General features: G+C 65.0%; 18 protein-coding genes. 4 read left to right on the top strand and 14 right to left on the bottom strand.

The window, feature by feature from the left end:
- Positions 1-7 precede the first annotated feature (7 nt).
- From BN60_RS25415 to BN60_RS25390, 6 genes are all read right to left on the bottom strand, one after another.
- Positions 8-931 carry a threonine/serine dehydratase gene (locus BN60_RS25415; protein ID WP_020699001.1) on the bottom strand — a complete coding sequence of 308 codons (924 nt, stop codon included), beginning with the start codon at positions 929-931 and terminating at the stop codon, positions 8-10.
- A 7-nt stretch (positions 932-938) separates the two neighbouring features.
- Entirely contained in the window at positions 939-1490 is a 552-nt protein-coding gene (locus BN60_RS25410; protein ID WP_020699000.1) for an HD domain-containing protein, read from the bottom strand.
- Complete coding sequence (locus BN60_RS25405) at positions 1487-2545, bottom strand: alpha/beta hydrolase family protein (protein WP_020698999.1); 1059 nt, start codon at positions 2543-2545, stop codon at positions 1487-1489. The genes BN60_RS25410 and BN60_RS25405 overlap by 4 nt, the downstream gene beginning before the upstream one ends.
- On the bottom strand, positions 2542-5199 hold the full coding sequence (locus BN60_RS25400) for a hypothetical protein (RefSeq protein WP_020698998.1): 2658 nt from the start codon (positions 5197-5199) through the stop codon (positions 2542-2544). The genes BN60_RS25405 and BN60_RS25400 overlap by 4 nt, the downstream gene beginning before the upstream one ends.
- A gap of 143 nt (positions 5200-5342) precedes the next feature.
- A complete protein-coding gene (locus tag BN60_RS25395; RefSeq protein WP_020698997.1) occupies positions 5343-6215 on the bottom strand; it encodes a protein-L-isoaspartate O-methyltransferase family protein in 873 nt (290 codons plus the stop codon).
- A 290-nt stretch (positions 6216-6505) separates the two neighbouring features.
- Positions 6506-7753 carry a phenylacetate--CoA ligase family protein gene (locus BN60_RS25390; protein WP_020698996.1) on the bottom strand — a complete coding sequence of 416 codons (1248 nt, stop codon included), beginning with the start codon at positions 7751-7753 and terminating at the stop codon, positions 6506-6508.
- A 111-nt stretch (positions 7754-7864) separates the two neighbouring features.
- Between BN60_RS25390 and BN60_RS25385 the strand changes: the two genes are divergently transcribed.
- The 3 genes from BN60_RS25385 to BN60_RS25375 all read left to right on the top strand — a co-directional run bounded on the left by BN60_RS25385 (position 7865) and on the right by BN60_RS25375 (position 9407).
- Positions 7865-8347 (top strand): carboxymuconolactone decarboxylase family protein, encoded by a 483-nt coding sequence (locus BN60_RS25385; protein ID WP_020698995.1) that lies wholly within the window; start codon positions 7865-7867, stop codon positions 8345-8347.
- A 109-nt stretch (positions 8348-8456) separates the two neighbouring features.
- A complete protein-coding gene (locus BN60_RS25380; protein ID WP_020698994.1) occupies positions 8457-8966 on the top strand; it encodes an OsmC family protein in 510 nt (169 codons plus the stop codon).
- 63 nt (positions 8967-9029) lie between these two features.
- Positions 9030-9407: a hypothetical protein gene (locus tag BN60_RS25375; protein ID WP_020698993.1), complete on the top strand. Its 378-nt coding sequence runs from the start codon at positions 9030-9032 to the stop codon at positions 9405-9407.
- On the opposite strand, the gene BN60_RS25370 is transcribed toward BN60_RS25375, so the two are convergent.
- The 8 genes from BN60_RS25370 to BN60_RS25335 all read right to left on the bottom strand — a co-directional run bounded on the left by BN60_RS25370 (position 9404) and on the right by BN60_RS25335 (position 18777).
- Positions 9404-10213 (bottom strand): ABC transporter ATP-binding protein, encoded by an 810-nt coding sequence (locus BN60_RS25370; RefSeq protein ID WP_020698992.1) that lies wholly within the window; start codon positions 10211-10213, stop codon positions 9404-9406. The genes BN60_RS25375 and BN60_RS25370 overlap by 4 nt on opposite strands.
- Positions 10214-10280: 67 nt before the next feature.
- Positions 10281-11618 (bottom strand): ABC transporter substrate-binding protein, encoded by a 1338-nt coding sequence (locus BN60_RS25365; protein ID WP_020698991.1) that lies wholly within the window; start codon positions 11616-11618, stop codon positions 10281-10283.
- A gap of 65 nt (positions 11619-11683) precedes the next feature.
- Positions 11684-12751 carry a branched-chain amino acid ABC transporter permease gene (locus BN60_RS25360; RefSeq protein ID WP_020698990.1) on the bottom strand — a complete coding sequence of 356 codons (1068 nt, stop codon included), beginning with the start codon at positions 12749-12751 and terminating at the stop codon, positions 11684-11686.
- Positions 12752-12766: 15 nt separating this feature from the next.
- Entirely contained in the window at positions 12767-13891 is a 1125-nt protein-coding gene (locus BN60_RS31130) for a branched-chain amino acid ABC transporter permease (RefSeq protein WP_020698989.1), read from the bottom strand.
- Between the two features lie 11 nt (positions 13892-13902).
- Positions 13903-14694 (bottom strand): ABC transporter ATP-binding protein, encoded by a 792-nt coding sequence (locus BN60_RS25350; RefSeq protein ID WP_020698988.1) that lies wholly within the window; start codon positions 14692-14694, stop codon positions 13903-13905.
- Between the two features lie 5 nt (positions 14695-14699).
- Entirely contained in the window at positions 14700-16661 is a 1962-nt protein-coding gene (locus BN60_RS25345) for an AMP-binding protein (RefSeq protein ID WP_020698987.1), read from the bottom strand.
- An 86-nt stretch (positions 16662-16747) separates the two neighbouring features.
- Positions 16748-18100, bottom strand: a complete 1353-nt coding sequence (locus tag BN60_RS25340) for a sensor histidine kinase (RefSeq protein ID WP_020698986.1) — start codon at positions 18098-18100, stop codon at positions 16748-16750.
- Positions 18097-18777: a response regulator gene (locus tag BN60_RS25335; RefSeq protein WP_020698985.1), complete on the bottom strand. Its 681-nt coding sequence runs from the start codon at positions 18775-18777 to the stop codon at positions 18097-18099. Before BN60_RS25335 ends, BN60_RS25340 begins: the two co-directional genes overlap by 4 nt.
- A 124-nt stretch (positions 18778-18901) precedes the next feature.
- Between BN60_RS25335 and BN60_RS25330 the strand changes: the two genes are divergently transcribed.
- Positions 18902-20152, top strand: coding sequence for an efflux RND transporter periplasmic adaptor subunit (locus BN60_RS25330; protein ID WP_020698984.1), 1251 nt, complete (start codon positions 18902-18904; stop codon positions 20150-20152).
- Positions 20153-20164 lie beyond the last annotated feature (12 nt).

Genomic DNA, 20164 nt, shown 5'->3' with positions numbered 1-20164 from the left:
TGGCGGCCTAGGTGACCGATGCCGGATCGGTGTTGGCGCCGCAGATCAGCGTCGCGACGCGCTCGCCCGCCGCCGGCCGATAGGCGCCGGATATCAGCGCCGCGAGGCCCGTGGCACCGGCAGGCTCCGCCACGAGGCGCAGGGCTTCCCACAAGGCCCGCTGTGTCGTGCGCACGGCATCGTCGCTCACGAGGACGGACTCGCGCACGAGCTTCTGGGCGATCTCGAAATTGGGCGTGCCGATGCGGCTCGCACCCAGCGCATCGGCCGCGATACCGGAGATGGCGACATCGACCGGTTTGCCGGCCTTCAGTGCCTCGTGCAGCGTGGGCGTGCCTTCCGTTTCGACGGCCACGATCTTGATCCGATCGCCGATCGCCGCCGCGCAACCTGCGATCAAACCGCCGCCGCCGACTGCCACCAGCAAAGTGTCGAACGTCGCCTGTTCGGCAAACTCCAGCGCCACGCTGCCGGCGCCGGCGAAGACTACGGGATCTTCATAGGCCGGCGCGATCAGGGCGCCCGTTTCCGCCGCACGCTTCTCCGATGCGGCCCGAGCTTCGGCATAGACGGCACCGATCTGGTGGACGACCGCGCCATAGCTTTGTAAGCGCGCCACCTTGGCCGGGGCGGCGATGGTGGGCACGAAAATCTCGGCCTTGTGGCCCAGCGCCCGCGCCGCATAGGCCGCCGCGGCACCGTGATTGCCGCCCGACGCCGCGACGATGCCGGCTGCCGGCACCGTCGAGGCGAGCAGCTTGTGGAACGCGCCTCGGCCTTTGAAAGAGCCGCTGACCTGCAAAGCCTCCAGCTTCAGCGCCAGCGGCGCGGCGACGCCGAACGAACCGGACTCCAGTTCAAGAACAGGCGTGCGGCGAACATGCGGCCGGATGAGACCCCAGGCGGCCTCGACCTCTTTGCGGGAAATCATGGGAACCTCAGGGGCGCCGACAGGCCGGTACGTGGCGCAGATAATGGTCGAAGTCCGGCGTGCAAGCGTGCGGGTCCTTCGCCTCTTCGTCGTAGCGGCGCAGCCGCACCGCCTCGGCGTGATGAGGGTTGGCGCGGAAAGCCTCGACTTCGTCCGGCGACATCAGGCCGCCCTGCAGCTTGAGGCTGCGCACCGAATCGGGGGCGAGCTTGCCGAAATAGTCGGACTCGACCGTGCAGAGATAGCGCTTGGCCGTGACGTGCAGGCGGACTGGCTCGCTGACGTCCGGTCCGAATCGCTTGGCCAGCCAATCGGCGCCCAGCGCTTCGTGCACGTCGTCGACGCCGCGCGACGCCGGGTCTTCGCCCAGCTCGTGGATCATGTGGCCGACATCGTGCAACAGCGCGGCCAACACCGTTGCCGGTGGTGCATTGTCGGCTTCGGCAAGTGCCGCCGACTGCAGCGCATGCTGGAGCTGGTTGATCTCGCTCAGGCCGTACCGGCGGGTCGCCCGACCGACGAAGATATCGAGAAGTTCCTGGCGCAGAGGATCGCTCATACGCCTCTCTTATCACGAACCGGGCCGTAGCCGGGAATCAGGGAGAGGGCCTGCTTCAGGGGATCGGCCTGCCAGGCGCGCGTAACAAAATCGCCATGCATGTCGAGGCCACCCGTGGCCACGAACGCCACAGTTCCCGCCGACAGGCTCCGGGGCATGCCGCGCGAGACCCGAATGCGGCGCTTGGCCAGCAACCCCTCAAGGGCAGCATTCTCGGACCGGGTGGATTCCGTATAGGCACTGAGCAGGAAGGCCTGGCGGCGGCGGGCGGCGAACCAGGCGGCGAACTTGTCCTCGTCGCCATAGAGTGCGTCCATCAGCAGCACGCCATGCACGCGATGATTGGCGCCGCCGCGTTCCAGCGCATAGGCGGCCGGCAGGTAGCCGCCGCTATAGGCGACGATCGTCACCGGCGCCGTGTTGAACGCGCGACCGGCCAGGCGCTTGCCGTAGAGCCGCATCAACCGTTCCGCCGCTTCGTCGAGATAGGTCGCGAAGTGCCCGCCGCGCCAGAAATTGCCGGCACTCGAATCGGCCGCATCGACAGCGAGCTGGGGCGCTACCAGCGCGATGTTCTGGCCCGACTCGGCGACCTGTCGCGGTACTCCCTGCCGGGCAATGACATCGCGCTCGAGGGTGGCACCGTTGCCGTGAAGATAGAGGACGATCATCACCGGCCGCGCCGGATCGAAACCTTGCGGCAGGTAGAGCAACGAGCGCCGGTCGCTGTAGACCGTTTCCTCCCAATAGACGTCGCCGCGGCCGGTCGTGTGGCCGCGCCGCTTGCCGTCGCGCGCATCGAGGAAGGGCTTGGTCGACCCCGGCATGAAGCCGCGATAGGGGAAGGCCGAGGCGTTGAAGGCGACGAGCTCGATCTTCGCTTCCTTGAGCGACGGCGTGGGCGATGGCGGCGGCGCTTTGGGTGCAGCCTTGGGAGCGGCCACCTTGGCGGCGGCCGGCTTCACCGCCTGCTTCTTGGCAGGCTTCTTCTTCTGGGCGTGCGCGGCGGTTGGCATCAGCAGTGCCCCCAGTACCAGCAGCGCCCGCCGCTTCACGCCGCGGCGGGCCGCCCGCTTTGGAGCGGCATCAGCACGGAGAAGAACGTCGGCAGCGCAATCAGATAGGCGACCGCCCCCACCAGCACGACAGCCGGCAGGCCGAAACTTGTCGCCACGATCGGCACCAGGGCGGCACCGATCACCGAGAAGCAGCCGTTGATGCCCCAGGCCCACAGGAACATGTGGTCCTTGCCCAGGCGGCCGAGCATCGTCATCGCCGTCGGCATGGGGAAGCCCATGAGGAATGCCGGCGGGAAGATGATCGCAAGGCACAGCACGATGCGCAGCGCATAGGGCAGCGTGCCGATCCAGTCGAGCGCGTAGTCGATCGTGAAGGCATAGACCGCCAGGATCACGAAGATCGCCAGGAAGACCTTCGGCATGAAAGTGCGCGTCCGGTCGAGGAAACGCTCGGCGTAGAAGCTGCCGATGCCGGAGAAGACCAGCATGCCGGTGATCAGCACCGACGCCGACACGGTCGCGTTGGAGAGCGCCAGGATGAAGTGGGAAATCATGCCCACCTCGACGATGATGTAGCCCAGCCCCAGGCAGAGGAAATAGATCATCGTGCCGAACTTGCCGGGATAGCGGCTGAAGATGGTGCGCCAGCCGAAGATCACCGGGAACAGGACCAGGGTGAGCGCAAAGACGGTCGCGATGCCGAGCGTCGCCCACACCAGCAAGTAGCCCCATTCGTCCTGCACTAGCTCGAGCCGGTCGGAGAACTTCAGCAGGTCCGGCACCTTGATATAGGCCGCGAAGTAAGGCTGGTGGTTGGTGAGCATGCGGGTGTCGAAGACGTATTCGTTGGCAACTTTCTGCCAGCCGCCGTCGATCAGGTAGTGCCAGGCCAGCCGGCCGAGCACCGTGGCGGGAATCTTGGGAACCGGCGGTGCGCCGTCGGCCTGTGTTTCCGCGGTGCCCGGAGCAGCCTCTGTCACTCCAGGCGGCGGCTTGTCGTTCGGCTCGCTCTCCGACGGCGCGGTCGGATCGGGCGGCTGGCCGGTGAAGAAGAACTGGTTGCGATAGTCGGCGAGGATCTGCGGCAGCGCGGCCGTATCGACCTTGATGCCGGGATAGTAGATCTCGTCGAAGGACAATGCCTTGGTCTGGGCGTTGAGCTTGGCGATCTCCTCGGGCGTGAAACCGTTGCGCTTGTAGAGCACGGTCGTTGTCGAGAGGTAGGCCGAGACGACGTAGAATTCGTTGGCGATGTCCTTGCCGCCATCGACGTCGCGCGCCGCCGCCACCATCGTGGCGTAGAGCTTCAGCACCGACTTCGGCGGCTCTTCCTTGTTCCACAAAGTGACCGACAGGACGCCGTCGGGCTTCAACGCGCGCATGTAGGCGCTCATTGCCTCGCGCGTGTAGGAGTATTTCTCGACGATCGAGAAGCCACCGGGGCTCGACAGGCCGGCCGAGTCGGCGAGCGACAGATCGACCACGTCGTAGCGATTCTTGGTGTGCGCGACATAGAGCCGGCCGTCATAGTCGATGACGTTGATCTTGGGATTGTTCAGGATGTCGCCGGTGAAGTCGCGCAGATGCTTGTCCTCGCGGAACGCCGACAGCACCGCGGGATTGCCCTCGGCGACCGTCACCTTCTCCGACCCGGACTTCAGCGCCACCGCCGTGGAGATGCCGCCGCCGAACTGGACCACGAACGTCGTGGGGTCCTTCTTCAGCAGGTACGGATAGTACATCGGCAGATACTTGAAATAGGCCGTCTCGTCCGCCGGCAGGTCCTTGATGATGCCGGAGGGACCTTCCGAATCGATGTAGAGGCCGAGATAGGCGTTCGACGGCATCTTGGGCAGGTTGAACGCGGCGTTGTCCGACAGGCCCGGCGCGAAATGCAGGTAGGAGCTCGAATAGACCTCAAGGTAGCCGAACGGCGAGGTCCGCTCGTAGGTGCGCTTGTTGTCGGGGAACTTGCGGACGTAGGAGACGCCCTTGTAGTCCGACACCGCGAGCTTGGGGATGCCGAGCACCTGCGGCGCGACGTAGTGTGCGCCAGCCGCCAGGATCGCCACGCCGACGATGGCGGCGATGCCGCGACGATCGCCCATGGCCACGAACCACAGGATGCCACCGGCCAACCAGAGCAGCAGCGGCGCCATGATGAGATCGCTGGGCCGCCACCAATACATCGCAAGCAGGACGGCGAGGCCGCACAGGCCCGAACCGACAAGATCGGCGAAGTAGACGCGGTTGAAGGTCTTCTGTGCCTTCAGGAAGACCACGCCGAGATAGAGTGCGCCCGCCAGGAACGGCAGGAAGTAGAGCACGAAGTTGGCGAACAGCCGCCACTTCTGCATCGGGTCGGAGATCAGAAAGATGGCGTTGAACGGCACCTGCTGGGCAGCGAGGTTGCACACCACCATCAGCGGACCGAAGGCCAGCAGCGCGCCCTTGATCGCGCCGACCCAGTGGCGCTCGAACCAGCTCTTGCCCACGCACATGACCGCGCTTGTAAGGCCGAAGCCGAACATGGCGAGGCTCACCACCAGTGAACCGAAATGCGCCCAGCTTCCCACCGAGAAGACGCGCATGATGCCGATCTGCAGCGCGATGATGCTGCCGGCGACCAGGCCTACAGACAGATAGAAGGCAAGCGAGGGGCGATGGTCGAGATCGACCGCGACGGTCAAGGGGGCTCTCCGTTGTTGTTGGATCGCTTTGTGCGATCTTCAGAGGGGGCTCGTTGGGGGCCCGAAGTCCATGTCACCCGGTGCAGACCGAAGCGAGGAACCTGTGTCGGTCCCTCGCTCCGTCCGGACGACAATATTGCCTGCTAGCGGTTGTGCGTACCGACGATCTTGTCGCCTTCGAGCTTGGTGAAGGGCACGAAGGGCACGATCTTGCCGCCGTAGATGTCTTCGCGGCTCGTGGTGATCGAACCGTCGGCACCCTGGGTCTTGGTCACCTTGAGCACGCGCTGTGCGCCCGGCGGACCGACCGGGATGACCATCACGCCGCCCGACTTGAGCTGCTTCAACAGCGGCGGCGGCACGTGGTCGATGCCGGTGGTCACGATGATCTTGTCGAACGGCGCAGCCTCTTCCCAGCCGTAGTAGCCGTCGGCGTGCTTGGTCTTGATGTGCTTGAACTCGGTGTAGCCCTTGTCGATCAACTTGTCGTAGAGGGCGCGCGTGCGCTGGGCGAGCGGCGCGATGATTTCAATCGTGTAGGTGTTCTCGGTCAGGTTGGCGAGGTAGGCCGACTGGACGCCCGAGCCGGTGCCGATCTCCAGCACCTTCTCGCCGCGATTCACGTCGATGACGTTGGTCATGCGGCCCTGGATGTGCGGGCCAGACATGGTGACGCCATAGCCGATGTCGAGAAAGTTGTGCTCGTAGGCCCGCTTGTGGATCGCCGGGTTGATCGAGGCGAACTCTTCGCGTGGCGTGAGCAGGAAGGCGCGGCTGGTCTTGGCGTCCCAGATGTCCTTGTTGCGCAGGAGGGCCTGGAAGCGGTCCCAGCGCTGACCGAGAAACACCGGATCTTCTCCGCGGGCCTTGCCCCAGGCGATGAAATTGTCGCGGGTGTCGGTCGGCGGGTTGAGATCCCAGCTATACGGCTTGATCGTTGCGGCAATGGCCGGGGCGGCCAGCACACTGGCGGCGGCAACGGCCACCGAACCGGAGACAAAAGTGCGCCTCTTCAAGATATCCTCCTTGGCACGGACCCCAGGCGTGAGGGGGACGAACCGCCGGAAGAGCCCGGCGAATCGGGGGCAGCCGCACAGCCGACTAGATACGGGAATTGTGGCAGATTTGCCAGCGCGGCCGCACCAGCGAACGGCCAACTCCCTGAAATCACAAGGAAGAATTCGGGAAGGTCAGGCGAGACGCTCCAGTTAACGACGCCGTCATCCACCGTGCCGCGGCCGTCAATCACCACACCGACTCCTTCGGCCACCGACTCACGCGCAATCGCAAAGCCGATGCGGCGACGTCACGTGTACTTTCTGACGTCGTCGATCACCTTGCCGTCGTTCGGCAGGCTGCCCGGCTTGGCGAACTCGACCTTGCCGCCGACCTTGCAGACGGTGCGAATGGTGCCTTCCAGCGCCTTCTCGAGATCGACCGAAGACTGGGCAGTTTCGACCTTGAGCGTCATGGTATCGGCTTGGTTGACCCAGTCGACCACCAGCCGCAGGCGGCCGAGACCGGGATGTTTCCTAGCGATCTCGGCGATCTGCTCGGGGTCGACGAACATGCCGCGCACCTTGGTGCGCTGGTCGGCGCGGCCCATCCAACCCTTGATGCGCATGTTGGTGCGCCCGCAGGGGCTCGTACCCGCCAGCACGGCAGACATGTCGCCAGTGCCGAAGCGGATCAGCGGATAGGCGCGGTTGAACGAGGTCACCACGACCTCGCCGACTTCACCCTCGGGCACGGGATCGCCGGTGCCGGGGCGCACGATCTCCACGATCACGCCTTCGTCGACGACCATCCCTTCGACCGCACCGCCGGGGCCGGCGGACTCGTAGGCGATGGTGCCGAGATCGGCCGTGCCGTAGCTCTGCAGGCAGGTCATGCTCTTGTCCCGGAACATCTGGCGCAGGGACGGCGGCAGCGCCTCGGCGCCGACGAAGGCGTGCTTCAGGGAGGAGATGTCCTTGCCCAGCTCAACTGCCTTCTCGATCAGGATCTTGAGGAACGACGGCGTGCCGACATAGCCGGTGGGCCGGATCGCCGCGATGGCGTCGAGTTGCAGCTCGGTATTGCCGACGCCGCCCGGTACGACGGCGCAGCCTAATGCCCGCGCCGCCGACTCCATCATCATGCCGGCCGGCGTCAGGTGATAGGCGAAGGTGTTGTAGACAATGTCGCCCGGCCGGAAGCCGCAGGCATACATCGCTCGCGCGCCGCGGAAATAGTCGGGCTCGTCGGTGTCGATCTCGAAGATCGGACCAGGTGACATGAAGACATGGCGCACCTTGCTCATGGGCACGGTGATCAGGCCGCCCATCGGCGGGGTCTTCTTCTGCACCTCACCCAGCATCGACTTGCGCAGGACGGGCAGCTTGGCGAGCGCGGCACGAGAGGTCACTGCTTCGGGATCGACGTCCTTCAGCCACTCCGCGAAGAAGGGGGCGTTGGCCTTGGCATGGGCAATCTGCTGCGGCAGGGCCTGCATCAATGCCTTCTCGCGTGCCTCGGGGGTCCTGGTCTCCAACGTGTCGTAGTGCGGCGACATGCGTTTCTCCCGTTGCCATGCTGGCTTGGAGCGAACGGTAGAGCCCCCCTCCCGACCTTGCAACGCCGGGCCCATCGCATAATATCAGAGCTCGAATATTATGGAGCCACCATGTCGTCCGTCCGCATCGCCTACGAGACCTTCCAGAAGACCGCACCGTCGGCCCAGGCCGCCCTGCTCGCCATGGGCAAGGCCGCCGACGAGGCAGGGCTCGACAAGACGATCGTCGAACTCGTGAAACTGCGCGTCTCGCAGATCAACAACTGCGCTTTCTGCCTGCAGATCCATCTCAACGTCTCGCGCCGGCTGGGCCTGCCGCAGGAGAAGCTCGACCTGGTCGCGACCTGGCACGAGGCCGGCATCTTCTCGGAGCGCGAGTGCGCGGCGCTGGCCTGGGCGGAAACCCTGACGCGGCTTTCCGACAAGACAGTATCCGACGGGGCCTACGATGCCGTGCGCCGCCACTTCAGCGAAAGCGAGACCATCTTCCTCAGCACGGCGGTCGCCACCATCAATGCCTGGAACCGGCTGGGTGCCGCTTTCCGCTTCGCCCCGCCGATCCTGAAGGCCTCGGCAGCGACCAAGGCAGCTTAAGTCTTCATCGCCCGCCGCCGAAGCGCGACAACGCCATTTCCCTTGGCATCGGCTATAGTGGACTAGGCGCACGTGTCGTCACGCCAGAACGCAAGAGGGGGAGAATCCATTGTCTACCGATACCGCTGCCGCTATCGCGCACCTCCGTCAGGCCTTCACGGAAAAGCCGGCAGCGGCCCGCAAGCCCAACGCCTTCGCCACGGCGACCTGGACAGGGGGCCTGCGCTGCGAGATTGCCGGCCCGGCAAGCGAGCGTACTGTTACGGACATGCCCCCGGCGCTCGGCGGCCAGGGCGAAGGCGCCAATCCAGGCTGGCTGATGCGTGCGTCGCTGGCGTCGTGCGCGGCAACGGTCATCGCCATGAAGTCGGCGATGCGCGGCATCACCTTGGACACGCTGCAAGTCCGCGTCGATAGCGAGAGCGATTCGCGTGGACTGGTCGGCATCGACGGCGTGTCGATGGCGATGGATAATCTGCGCATAAACGTGCGCATTGCCGCAAAAGGCGTCGACCCGGCGATCCTGCGAGAGCTGGCGACAGCGGCAGCGACCACCTCGCCGGTCAGCGCAACCCTCTGCGCTTCTCCCGCGATCGCGCTGGATGTGACGGTCGAATAACGGTCTCGGCCCTTACCGGCCAAGTAATTGCCGGCAGTAGCCGGAACCGGCGATGGTCGAAACATGTGGACCACCATCGCCGTTCCCCTGGCCTTTGCCGTCGTCGCCATCATTCACCTGCTGCCGATCGCGCCAGTCTTCGCGCCGGAGATGCTGTCGCGCCTCTATAGCGTCGCGCCGACCGACACCACGCTGGTGTTGCTGATGCGCCATCGCGCGCTTCTGCTGGCGCTGGTCGGCATCCTCTGCCTCTGGGCGAGTTGGTCGCCGTCAGTGCGGCCCGCCGCGCTTGTGGCAGCCGCGATCAATGTCGCAGGATTCTTGGGCTTCTACGCCCTCTACGGCATGCCGAGCGGCGCCTTGCGCACCATCGCCCTCGCCGATCTCGTGGCGATCCCGCCGCTCGTCTACGCCGCCTGGAAGACTTTCACGCGCGCCTAAAGCCAGCGCTTGCGGCGACGATAGTGTTTGACGTCGCGGAAGGAGCGACGCCCCTCGCCGCCGATGCCGAGGTAGAACTCCTTTACGTCCTCGTTCTCGCGCAAGGACGCGGCGTCGCCGTCGAGCACGACCCGGCCGTTTTCCAGGATGTAGCCATAATGGGCGAAGCGTAGGGCCACGTTCGTGTTCTGCTCGGCCAGCAGGATCGAGACCTTTTCCTTCTCGTTGAGGTTCTTCACGATCTCGAAGATCTCCTCCACGAGCTGCGGCGCCAGCCCCATCGACGGTTCATCGAGCAGGATGGTGTTGGGCCGGCTCATCAGGGCACGCCCAATGGCCGTCATCTGTTGCTCGCCGCCCGACGTGTAGCCGGCAAGGCTCGAGCGACGGACCTTCAATCGCGGGAAATAGTGGTAGACCTTTTCGAGGTCGTCGGCGATCTGCCGCCGCTTGCTGCCGTGAATGAACGCGCCGGTCAGCAGGTTCTCCTCGACGGTAAGGTGGCCGAAGCAATGACGGCCCTCCATCACCTGAATGACGCCACGACGCACCAGATCGTTGGGCGAGAGCCCGTCCACCCGCTCGCCGCGGCAACGAACCTGCCCCTTCGTGACCTCGCCACGCTCGGTCAACAGCAGGTTCGAGATCGCCTTGAGCGTTGTCGACTTGCCGGCGCCATTGCCGCCGAGCAGCGCCACGATGCCGCCTTCCGGCACCGACAGCGACACACCCTTCAGCACCAGGATCACGTGATTGTAGATGACCTCGATATTGGCCACGTCGATGACGTTGGCCGGCGCGACCATTGCCCCTTCCTCCCCCGCCGAGCGGGGGAGGGGGTTCGATGTGCCGGAAGAGGCCGACGTCGACAGCTCAGTTCTCCTTCGAGCAGTCGCGGATCGGCAGCTTCTTCTCTTCCGCGTACTTCTTCGCCGCCGCCTCGACCATCGGCTTGATAACCTTGTCGTCGGATTCGTACCACTCGCTCACCACGTTCCACTTGGTGCCGTCCCATTGCTGGATACGGCCCGCGCGTGTGCCCTCGTGATCCGAGCAGCTCACCTTTATGGGCTTCATCACCCCCTCGAAGCCCAGTTCCTTGACGCGATCGGCGGAGATTTCGAGATTCTCGATGCCCCAGCGGACCTGCTCGCCGGTGAGCGGCTTGTTGCCGAACTTGGTCTGCGCCTTGCGGATCGACTCGACGCCCAGCATGCCGTTCACGAGACCGCGGATGTAGAGCACCTCGCCGGTCTCGTCCCACTTCGCCGAGCCGAGGCCCTTGTCGTAGAGGTACTTCTTCAAGTCTTTGTGCACGGCGAACTGGCCGGCACCGTGCTGAAGCATGGCGGCATTGTAGCCCTTGGCGCCGCCTTCGGCCGGACGCACATCGGGTTCGGCGCCCGACCACCACACGCCGTACATCTTGTCGCGCGGGAAGCCGACGGCAGCCGCTTCCTTGATCGCCGTCGAGTTCATGACACCCCAGCCCCACAGCAGGACATAGTCCGGCCGGTTCTGGCGGATCTGCAGCCAGGTCGCCTTCTGTTCGACGCCAGGATGCGTGACCGGCATCGGCGTGAAGGAGAAGCCATGCATCTTGGCGCGCTCTTCGAGGAGCGCGATCGGCTCCTTGCCATAGGGCGAGTCGTGATAGACCAGCACGATCTTCTTGCCCTTGAGCTTGTCGAAGCCGCCTTCTTTCTTGGCGATGTGTTGCATGATGATGTCGGCGGCCGACCAGTAGGTGCCGAGCAGCGGGAAGTTCCACTGGAACACGCTGCCGTCGCGGCTTTCAGAGCGGCCGTAACCCATCGAGATGATCGGGATCTTGTCGATCGGCGCCTTCTCGGTGAGTGCGAAGGTGATGCCGGTGCTGAGCGGCGCGACGTAGGCCGTTCCGGTCGGGCCCTTGTTCTTCAGGCGCTCGTAGCACTCCACGCCGCGATCGGTGGCGTAGGCGGTATCGCATTCCTCGTAGTTCAGCTTGACGCCGTTGATGCCACCGTCACGTGCATTGATCAACGCGTAGTAGTCGGCGATGCCGTTTGCGAACGGAATGCCGTTCGGGGCATAGGCGCCCGTGCGGTAGATCAATCCGGCGAGATACTGTTCGTTCTGCGCCCATGCGGCGTTGGGGATGGACGCTGTTGCGACGAAACCTGCCGCAACCGCGACCGCACCCAGAAGCGCTGCCTTTCCTAGCCTCATCGTTTCCTCCTTTGATTGTTGGGTCGATCCTTCCCCGGGCAACCCTTGGTTTAAAGCCTAGTTGATCAGTGCGGAAACGGCCAGAGCCGCAGCTTCTCCTTGGCCACCGCCCAGAGCCGGGCCAGGCCGTGCGGTTCGACGATCAGGAAGAAGACGATCATCGCACCGAACACCATGAACTCCAGATGACCGATCAGGGCGACCGACATCTTGATGCCGAGCCAGCCCGGGAGCTGATTGAGCACGATCGGGACCAGAATGATGAAGGCCGCCCCCAGGAAACTGCCGAGCAGCGAGCCCAGACCACCGATGATGACCATGAACAGGAGCTGGAAGGAGCGGTTGATGTCGAACGCCAACGGCTCCCAGGCGCCGAGCCGCAGGAAGGCCCACATGGCGCCCGCAATGCCGATGAAGAACGAGCTGACCGCAAAGGCCGAGAGCTTGGTGCGCAGGGGCCGGAAGCCGATGATTTCGGCCGCAATATCCATGTCGCGGATCGCCATCCACGACCGGCCGATATGGCCGCGCACCAGGTTCTTGGCGACCAGGGTCGCCACGACCACGAAGGCCAGGACGAAGAGATAGCGTTCGACCGGCGTGTCGATCTTCCAGCCGAACACGCTGGTCTCGCCGACCGCCACCGAGCCGGACGGCGTGTAGTTGGTCAGCCACTTCACGCGCGCGAACAGCCAGTCGAGGAAGAACTGGGAGGCGAGAGTGGCTACCGCGAGATAGAAGCCCTTGATGCGAAGCGACGGGATGCCGAACAGGATGCCGACGGCCGCCGCCATCAGGCCGCCGAACAGAAAGACGACGATGAGATTGTTGGCCTCCGGCACGCGGAGCCAGAGGTTGTAGGCGGCATAGGCGCCGACGGCCATGAAGCCGCCCGTTCCCAGGGACACCTGGCCACAATAACCGACCAGGATGTTCAGGCCGACTGCCGCCAGCGACAGGATCAGGAACGGGATCAGGATTTCGGTGTAGAGGTACTGGCTCGCAAACAGCGGCACGACCAGGAAAGCCGCCAGCACGACGGCAATCACGAAAATCCGATCCTGCACGATCGGGAAGATCTGCTGATCGGCGTCGTAGCTGGTTTTGAACTGGCCGGCCTCGCGGTAAAGCATCTCGGACCTGCTCTCCTAAACGCGCTCGATGATGCGCTCGCCGAACAGGCCCTGGGGCCGGAACAGCAGGAAGACCAGGGCGAGCACGTAAGCGAACCAGTTCTCGATGCCGCCGCCGGCAAGGTCGAAGGTCCTCACCAGGATCGGCGCCAGGAAGACTTCCGAGAGCTTTTCCCCGGCCCCGATGATCAGGCCGCCGACAATGGCGCCCGGCACCGAGGTGAAGCCACCCAGGATCAACACGGGCAACGCCTTGAGCGCGATCAGCGAGATCGAGAACTGCACGCCGAGCTTGGCTCCCCAGATCAGGCCGGCGGCAAGCGCCACCAGACCCGATACCGTCCAGACAATCAGCCAGATCGTGTTCAACGGGATGCCGACCGACTGAGCGGCGGCATGGTCGTCGGCGACGGCACGCAGAGCGCGGCCGACGCGCGTCTTCTGGAAGAAGATCGCCAGCACGAGGACCAGGGCCGCGGCTATGCCGGCCGCCACGAGGTCGCCGGGATCGATCAGCAGGCCACCCTCGAAGATGCCCTCGAACAGGAAGATGGGATCCTTCGGCAGGCCGAGATGGATGGAATAGACATCACTGCCCCATAGCGTCTGGCCGAACCCATCCAGAAAGTAGGTAATGCCGAGCGTCGCCATGAACAGGATGATGCCTTCCTGGTTCACCAGATGGCGCAGCACCAGCCGCTCGATGGCATAGGCCAGCAAGCCCATGATCGCCGCCGTCGCGGCGATGGCCAGCCACAGCGGCCAGGCGCCCTGGCCATAGACATAGGCCGCGCCACCGCCGACCAGCGCGCCGAACAACGCCAGAAGCTGCAGCTTGCGCCGCTCGGTTGGCCCACTGCCTCGTGCGACGTATTCACGCCAGGCCCACCAGCCGATCAGAGCCAGCGCGACACCCAGGACGGCCGCAGCGGCCACGAACTGACCGAGGAAGACTTCCTTGTTGTCGATGGCGCCGGCCAGCCGTGCGATGGTCAGCGCCGCGAACAGCACCATGGCGCCCTGGGCGAAGTTGAAGACGCCGGAAGCCTTGAAGATCAGCACGAAGCCCAACGCGACCAGCGAATAGAGCACGCCGGTCAGGAGGCCGCCGATCAGGGTTTCGAGGAAGGGGCCCAGCATGCTCGCTCCGCTCAGTGGCTGACGCCGAGATAGGCGTCGACGACGGCCTGGTCGTTCTTCACCGCGTCGGGCACGCCGTCGCCGATCTTCTTGCCGTAGTCGAGCACGACGACACGGTCCGAAATGTCCATGACCACACCCATGTCGTGCTCGATCAGGCAGATCGTCGTGCCGAACTCGTCGTTCACGTCGAGGATGAAGCGGCACATGTCCTGCTTCTCCTCGATGTTCATGCCGGCCATCGGCTCGTCGAGCAGCAGCAGCTCGGGCTGGGCGGCAAGCGCCCGGCCGAGTTCGACGCGCTTCTGCAGGCCATAGGGCAACCGGCCGACCGGCACCTTGCGGATATGCTGGATCTCGAGGAAGTCGATGATTTCCTCGACGGCCTTGCGGTGCTCGATCTCTTCGCGCCGCGCCGGACCGAAGTGAAGCGCCTGCCAGAACAGGCCGGTCTTCATGCGCAGGTTGCGGCCGGTCATGATGTTGTCGAGCGTCGACATGCCCTTGAACAGAGCGATGTTCTGGAAGGTTCGCGCGATACCCTGCTCCGCCGCCTCGTGTGGCCGCATCCGGCTGCGCCGCACGCCCTTGTAGGTGATGGCGCCCTGCTGCGGATGATAGAAGCCGTTGATGCAGTTCAGCATCGACGACTTGCCGGCACCGTTGGGGCCGATGATGGCGCGTATCTCGCCCTTCCTGATGTCGAAGCTGATGTCGGTCAGCGCCTTCACGCCACCGAACGACAGGCTGATATTCTCGACCGACAGCAGCACCTCGGTGAAGGAACGCATGCGCTCGGCCATCGGCGTCAGCCTGCCTTCCTGAGTGCCGGATGCGGGGCGAGGTCGCGGATCGCGACATCGCCTTCGATCCTGCCCTTGCGGCCGTCCTCGAAGGTGACGTCGACGGCGATATGGGCGGAGCTGGCCGTGCCGTAGAGGGCATCGACCAGCGTCCTGTAGCGTTCGCCGATGAAGCCGCGCCGCACCTTGTTGGTGCGCGTCAGTTCCCCGTCGTCGGCTTCGAGCGCCTTGTGCAGGATCAGGAAGCGGCGGATCTGCGCGCCGGCCATCCGCGGATCGGCGGCGAGGTCGCGGTTCACCTGTTCGATTTCGCCCTGGATCAGGTCGTAGACCTCGGGCCTTGCCGCCAGCTCCTGGTAGCTCGCATAGGCGATATTGCGCCGCTCCGCCCAGTCGCCGACGGCGATCATGTCGATATTGACGAAGGCGGCGACAAAGTCGCGGCCGTCGCCGAACGCCACCGCCTCGTTGATGTGCGCAAAGAACTTCAGCTTGTTCTCGATGTATTTCGGCGCGAACAGCGTGCCGTCGTTGAGCTTCCCGACGTCCTTGGCACGATCGATGATGCGCAGATGGCCGCGTTCGTCGAGGTAACCGGCATCGCCGGTATGCACCCAGCCGTCTGCGGTCTTGGTGTCGTTGGTCGCCTCGGGATTCTTGAAATATTCCTTGAACACACCGGGGCTGCGGTAGAGCACCTCGCCCGACTCGGCGATCCTGAGCTCGACCTTGGAAACCGGCTTGCCGACCGTTTCGGGGAAGACCTCGCCGTTGGGGTGGATGGTGACGAACACCGAGGCTTCGGTCTGGCCGTAGAGCTGCTTCATGTTCACGCCGAGCGCGCGATAGAAGTTGAAGATCTCCGGTCCGACGGCTTCGCCCGCGGTATAGGCCACGCGTACGCGGCTCATGCCCAGCGTATTCTTGAGCGGACCGTAGATCAGCAGGTTGCCCAGCCCATAGAGCAGCCGGTCGCCGATCGAGACCGACCGGCCATCGAGCAACGCCGGACCGACGCGGCGTGCCACGCCCATGAAGAACTGGAACAGGCGGCGCTTGATCAAGCCCGCATCTTCCATGCGGATCGTGACCTGGGTGATCAGGTTCTCCAGCACGCGGGGCGGGGCAAAGTAATAGGTCGGCCCGATCTCCCGCAGGTCGGTCATCACCGTCGAGGCCGATTCGGGGCAATTCACGACCAGCCCGACCACATAGCCCTGCGCATAGGAGAAGATGTGATCGCCGACCCAGGCCATCGGCAGATAGGAGAGCAGCTCGTCGCCGGCCTTGAGACCGTCGAAGGCAGCCCCCGCCTCGGCTGCCCAGACGAGATTGTCGTAGCTCAGCACCGCGCCCTTCGGCCGGCCCGTGGTGCCCGAGGTGTAGAGCATGATGGCATCGTCGCTGCCCTTGCCCTGGGCAACCTCGGCCGAAACCGTGTCGGGGGTAGCCGCCAACCGCTTCTCGCCGCGCGCCTGCACGTCGGCATAGGACAGCAGCCCCTCGTAGTGCCGCATGCCGCGCGGATCGTTGTAGAGAATGGTCTGTAACGACGGCACTTTCTTCTGGATCTCCAGAAGCTTGTCGACCTGCTCCTGGTTCTCGGCCAGGGCATAACGGGCACCGGCATGCTCGACGACGTAGGCCAGTTCGTCGGCGACCGAGTCCTGGTAGACCGGCACCGGCACGCCGCCCAGCGACTGCGCCGCGCACATCGACCAGTAGAGGCTCGGCCGGTTGTCGCCGGCCACGATCAGCCGATCCCCCCGCCGGAAGCCCAGGTCGGCGAGGCCGGCGGCCAGCAGGCGCACCTGGGCTGCGACATGGGCCCAGTCATAGGTCTGCCAGATGCCGTATTCCTTTTCCCGGTAGGCGGGCCGGTTGCCGCGCGTCTTTGCAAGCTCCGCCAGCAGTTTGGGGAACGTGTCTCGAGGCTCGGTCCGGGCAATGGCCCTTTCGGCGGTCATTCCCTGCAGCACTCCCACACGGCCTGCCGTTCGTCTCGTTGTGCGGCAGTTCCGTCAGGCAGATAGCCACAGGCAATTCGTGCTGGTCAAGCCAGCCTGAGCTTCAAGGTGAAGACGGCGCCCCCGCCGGGCCGGTCGTCCACCGAGATGCTGCCTTCGTGGGCCGCCGCCACGCGCGCGACGATGGCGAGGCCCAGCCCGCGGCTGTCGGCCTTGGCGCGATCGCGGCGCCAGAAACGTGCAAAGATCGACTGCCGCTCCGCCTGCGGCACGCCCGGGCCAGTGTCCAGCACGCGCACCGTGCCATCGGCGGCCACATCGACCTCGATCGAGCCGCCGCGCGGCGTATGGCGGATGGCATTTTCGACAAGGTTGCGCACGGCCCGGAACAAGGCCTCGGCGTGGCCGCGCACCCAAACCGGCTCCTCGATGCCGGTCAGCGCGATCGTCTTGTCGCTGCCGACCGCGAGCGGTGCCATGAAGCCCACGGCATCGGCACAAACGGCGTGAATGTCCGCCGTCGAGTCGGCGCGTACGACGAAGCTTTCGAGTTCGGCGATGTCGAGAACCTGGTTCACGGTGCGCGTCATGTTGACGATATCGGTCTGCAACGACTGCCGCAGCGGTCCTTCGTCCATGGAGTCGACCCGGGCGCGCATGATGGCAAGCGGCGTTCTGAGCTCGTGCGCCATATCGGCGGTGAACTCCCGCTGTGCGCGGAAGCCCGCTTCCAGCCGCTCCAGCGCCTGATTGACGGCATGGACCAGCGGCACGATCTCGGCCGGCATGGAAGCTTCCGACAAGCGGACATCTGTGCTGGTCGGTCCGATCGCCGCTGCTGTCGTCGAGGCTTGACGCACCGGCTCGAGCGCCCGCCGAAAGATCAGAATGTCGATCAAGAGAAGCAGCAGCAGGATCGGAAAGGTAATCCAGGCGACGCGCGGAATGAACGAGTGGACGATGTCGTCGATGATGACATCGCGATGCGTGAGGTCCTGGCCGACTTGAATCCAGTAGAGTCGCTCGCCGACCGCGCGAGGAACGCTGACGCCGAACAGTACGGCGCCGCTGCTGCGCCGCCGGCTGAACCATTCGCTCGACGAAGGATCGATCGAGGCGAATAGCGGCTGGTCGTCGCCCCTGGAGGAAAAGAGCACCTTTCCGTCGGCATCGAGCACTGCGTAGGAATAGAGCGCATACTCGCCGGAATAGAGCGGCATCGCCTCGGCCGGGATTTCGAGCTGCGTGGCGCCGCTCGGCGTCGGCCGCAGGAAACTGCCGATGGTGAGTGCCTGGCTGCGCAGCGCGTCGCGGTGAAGGTTGTTGGCGGCCTGGTTCAGAAGCCAGTAGAGCGCCAGCGGCATCAGGATCGAGGTCAAGCCGACCGTGACGACATGCAGCGCGACGACACGGGAGATGATCGAGCGGAAGCGATTCACCCGGTCTTGTCCTCGGTGAGCAGGTAGCCGACGCCTCTTACCGTATGGACCCGCACGTTGGCGCCGCAATCCGCCAGCATCTTGCGCAGCCGATGGACATAGACCTCGACGGCATTGGACCCGACATCGCCCGACAGGCCAAAGAGCTGATCCTCGAACAGGCGCTTGGGCGCCACGTTGCCGCCCCGCCGCAGCAGGATCTCCAGCACTGCCGTCTCTCGCGCCGGAAAGGATCGCACGGTGCCGTCGACCAGGATCTGCCGCCCTTCGGTATCGAGGGAGACATTGCCGAAGGTGAGTCTGCGCCCCAGCATGTTGCCGGGGCGGCGCAACAGCGCCTGCAGCCGGGCTACAAGCTCCTCCATGGCAAAGGGCTTTACGAGATAGTCGTCTGCCCCAGCCCTCAGTCCGTTGACCCGGTCGGAAACGCCGTCGCGTGCCGTCAGCACAAGGACTGGTGTCGAATCGCCGCGGCCACGCATGCCGCGCAACAGAGAGAGCCCGTCTTCGTCCGGCAGGCCGAGGTCGAGTACGACCGCCGCGTAGCGCATGGCAGCGAGTGCATGCGCCGCATCGCCGGCATTATCTACGGTATCGGCCGAGAAACCGTTGCGCGCCAGCCCCTTGACCAGCAGCGCAACCAGTTCGGCATTGTCCTCGACAAGAAGGACTCTCACGGCAACGCCCTCCCGGAGCGGGGATTACATTAGTTTGACTTTAGCACGACGGCTGCCGGTGGCGCTTCGACCTTGTCGACAACCGTCAGGTGCACGTAATGCGCACTGGTTAGGGTCGCTCATCATGACCGCTCCGACCGACCTTTCCCTGATCGCCCGTCTGCGCCGCAACCGTCTCTGGTTTGCCGGTGCCGGTGCCGGTATCGCCGGGCTGACGTTGGCCGCAGTCGGGACATTCGACACGCAGCCGAGCAATGCCCTGGCACGCCCCGCAACGGTCGTCGAGGCCGATGGCGCGTTCCGCCCGAGCGAGACACAGTGGTCCGGCCTCCGCTTCGAGACGGTAAAGCAGGTGGCCTTCCGAGAGGAGCGTGCGACCGACGGCAAGATCGGCATCAATGAGGACACCACGACGCCGGTCTTCTCGCCCTACTCCGGTCGCGTCACGCGCCTGATCGCCAAGCCCGGCGACCACGTCGAACGTGGCGCTCCGCTGTTCGCCATCGAGGCGAGCGAGTTCGTACAAGGCCAGAACGATCTCGTGACCGCCGTCGCCGGCGTCGAAAAGGCGCGTTCGAAGCTCGCTCTCGCCCAGATGGCCGAAAAGCGCCAGAAGGAACTCCTGTCGATCCGCGGCGGCGCGCTGAAGGACCTCGAACAGGCCCAGTCCGACCTCGTCGCCGCACAGGGCGATCTCAGGTCGGCCGATATCGCGCTCGCCGCCGTGCGCAACCGTCTGCGCATCCTCGGCCGCTCCGACGCCGAGATCGAGCAGCTCGAAAAGGTCGACCGCATCGGCGCCGAGACCATCGTGTCCGCCCCGATCGACGGCACCGTGATCCAGCGCAAGATCGGCCTCGGCCAGTACATCAATGCCGGCGCGACCGATCCTGTGTTCAACATCGGCGACCTCTCGAAAGTCTGGCTAATCGCCAATGTCCGCGAATCCGACGCGCCGCGGATGAAGGTCGGCGCGCCGGTCGAGGTATCCGTGCTGGCTTATCCAGGCCGGACCTTCAATGCGAAGCTGAGCTACGTCGCGCCGGCGCTCGACCCCAACACGCGCCGCCTTCCGGTACGCGCCGAGATCGCCAATGCGGATCGCGAGCTGATGCCCGAGATGTTCGCCAGCTTCCGCATCGTCACCGGCGTGCCGCAGACCATGCCGGCGGTGCGGCAGGAAGCCATCGTCTACGAAGGGGCCGATGCCCGCGTCTGGGTCGCTCGCCCCGAAGACAAATCCATCGTCTCCCGTCCCATCGAGGTCGGTACGACCGCCAACGGCTTCGTCGAAGTGCGCAAGGGGGTGCAGACCGGCGAAACCGTGGTGACGAGCGGTACACTATTCATCGATCGCGCGGCCAAGCGCGACTGACGGCCTGCCGGG

This window comes from Reyranella massiliensis 521 (assembly GCF_000312425.1).
Taxonomy (GTDB): Bacteria; Pseudomonadota; Alphaproteobacteria; order Reyranellales; family Reyranellaceae; genus Reyranella; species Reyranella massiliensis.
The sequence above is the reverse complement of the archived record's forward strand: the minus strand, read 5'-3'. Positions and strand labels throughout refer to the sequence as shown.

Bases quoted from the DNA above. Each gene is read 5' to 3' on its own strand.
- BN60_RS25415 (WP_020699001.1), bottom strand. From the start codon at position 931: ATGATTTCCCGCAAAGAGGTCGAGGCCGCCTGGGGTCTCATCCGGCCG.
- BN60_RS25410 (WP_020699000.1), bottom strand. From the start codon at position 1,490: ATGAGCGATCCTCTGCGCCAGGAACTTCTCGATATCTTCGTCGGTCGG.
- BN60_RS25390 (WP_020698996.1), bottom strand. From the start codon at position 7,753: ATGTCGCCGCACTACGACACGTTGGAGACCAGGACCCCCGAGGCACGC.
- BN60_RS25385 (WP_020698995.1), top strand. From the start codon at position 7,865: ATGTCGTCCGTCCGCATCGCCTACGAGACCTTCCAGAAGACCGCACCG.
- BN60_RS25375 (WP_020698993.1), top strand. From the start codon at position 9,030: ATGTGGACCACCATCGCCGTTCCCCTGGCCTTTGCCGTCGTCGCCATC.
- BN60_RS25370 (WP_020698992.1), bottom strand. From the start codon at position 10,213: ATGGTCGCGCCGGCCAACGTCATCGACGTGGCCAATATCGAGGTCATC.
- BN60_RS25365 (WP_020698991.1), bottom strand. From the start codon at position 11,618: ATGAGGCTAGGAAAGGCAGCGCTTCTGGGTGCGGTCGCGGTTGCGGCA.
- BN60_RS25360 (WP_020698990.1), bottom strand. From the start codon at position 12,751: ATGCTTTACCGCGAGGCCGGCCAGTTCAAAACCAGCTACGACGCCGAT.
- BN60_RS31130 (WP_020698989.1), bottom strand. From the start codon at position 13,891: ATGCTGGGCCCCTTCCTCGAAACCCTGATCGGCGGCCTCCTGACCGGC.
- BN60_RS25350 (WP_020698988.1), bottom strand. From the start codon at position 14,694: ATGGCCGAGCGCATGCGTTCCTTCACCGAGGTGCTGCTGTCGGTCGAG.
- BN60_RS25345 (WP_020698987.1), bottom strand. From the start codon at position 16,661: ATGACCGCCGAAAGGGCCATTGCCCGGACCGAGCCTCGAGACACGTTC.
- BN60_RS25330 (WP_020698984.1), top strand. From the start codon at position 18,902: ATGACCGCTCCGACCGACCTTTCCCTGATCGCCCGTCTGCGCCGCAAC.